The sequence below is a fragment of the Thermococcus sp. genome (assembly GCF_027066465.1).
Lineage (GTDB): Archaea > Methanobacteriota_B > Thermococci > Thermococcales > Thermococcaceae > Thermococcus.
Map to the genome: position 1 here is coordinate 1 of NZ_JAMONU010000141.1, position 1,648 is coordinate 1,648.

Here is a 1,648-nt window from a genome sequence, read left to right on the forward strand (position 1 = left end):
ATAGGCTTTGGTTTCAGTATGAGAAAGCCTTTCTCCGTTATGCTGAACTCAAGCAATGTCTTCTCTCCTGAGATTTCCGTAAACTTTTCACCGCTCTCATACTTCCTTGCCATCAATATCCTCCCTGTCCTGATTCGCTTTGGCTTCTTTGAGGCGGCAACAACGGGAACCGGGGTTCTCCTTCCGCTTTCCTTATCGTAGGGAACTTTAAAACCTGCCTTCAGTAGCTCTTCCTGAATCTCCAATGAGGCCGGGAAGAAAACGTTCATTCTCAACAGTTCGAACTCCATCTTGTTCACCTGTTACGTTATCAAAAAGTTATTACTAACAATGCTTATAACTTTTTCCCCTTATCGGTCGTTAGCCAGACGAAGCTTAACCTTAAAAGCTCTGGGGAATAGCTTAGCCGGGTGGTGTTTATGGTTCACTGGGCTGACTACATGGCTGAAAAGATAATCCGGGAGAGGGGAGATAAGGAAGAGTATGTTGTGGAGAGTGGAATCACGCCGAGTGGTTACGTTCACATTGGCAACTTCAGAGAGTTCTTCACGGCCTACATAGTGGGCCACGCCTTGAGGGATAGGGGCAAAAAGGTCAGACACATCCACATGTGGGACGACTACGACAGGTTTAGAAAGGTTCCCAAGAACGTCCCGCAGGAGTGGAGGGAGCACCTCACGAAGCCGGTTAGGGAAGTCCCGGACCCCTGGGGCTGTCACAACAGCTACGCGGAGCACTTCATGGAGAAGTTCGAGGAGGAAGTGAGAAGGCTTGGCATCGAGGCTGACTTCCTCTATGCGAGCAAACTATACAAGTCCGGCGAGTACGCTGACGAGATTAGGTTAGCCCTCGAAAAGCGCGACGAGATTAAGGCCGTTCTAGACAAGTACCGCGAGAGGGCCAAGCAACCGCCCCTTGAGGACGACTGGCAACCGGTTATGGTCTACTGCCCGAAGTGCAGGCGCGAGGCGAAGTTCGTCTCGTGGGACGGCGGGTGGAAGGTTAAATACCGCTGTGAGCACTGCGGAAGCGAGGGTGAGACGGATATACGGGACGGCAACGTCAAGCTCCGCTGGCGCGTTGATTGGCCGATGCGCTGGGCGCACTTCAAGGTGGACTTTGAGCCGGCCGGAAAGGATCATCTCGCCGCTGGGAGCTCTTACGACACCGGAAGGGAGATTTCGGAAAAGGTGTTCGGCTGGAAGGCGCCAATAGACCTCATGTATGAGTTCGTTGGAATCAAGGGTCAGAAGGGTAAAATGTCGGGAAGCAAGGGCAACGTTATCCTACTCAGCGACCTTTACGAGGTCCTCGAGCCGGGAATAATCCGCTTCATCTACGCCAAGTCAAGGCCTAACAAGGAGCTAAAGATAGACCTCGGTCTGGGACTGCTAAACCTCTACGACGAGTTTGACAAAGTCGAGAGGATTTACTTCGGCCTTGAGCACGCAAAGAACCCGGAGGAGGAAGAGGAGCTGAAGAGAACCTACGAGCTGTCCATGCCGAAGGTTCCGGAGAGACTGATAGCGCAGGCGCCCTTCCGCTTCCTTGTTACGCTCGTTCAGATGCCACACCTCGACGAGAACGGGATAATCCACGTCCTCCAGGAGCAGGGCCACGTTCCGGAAAAACTCGAGGAAGACGATCT

Annotated in this window: 1 protein-coding gene and 1 pseudogene; one reads left to right on the forward strand and one right to left on the reverse strand. The window is 52.8% G+C overall.

The window, feature by feature from the left end; genetic code table 11:
• Window positions 1–290, reverse strand: a pseudogene (locus MVK46_RS06480) (PhoI); the annotation flags it as partial.
• 129 nt (window positions 291–419) lie between these two features.
• Here MVK46_RS06480 and lysS point away from each other — a divergent pair.
• Window positions 420–1,648, forward strand: a 1,229-nt coding sequence (lysS, locus tag MVK46_RS06485; RefSeq protein WP_297535821.1) for a lysine--tRNA ligase, incomplete at its 3' end; no start/stop codon positions are given.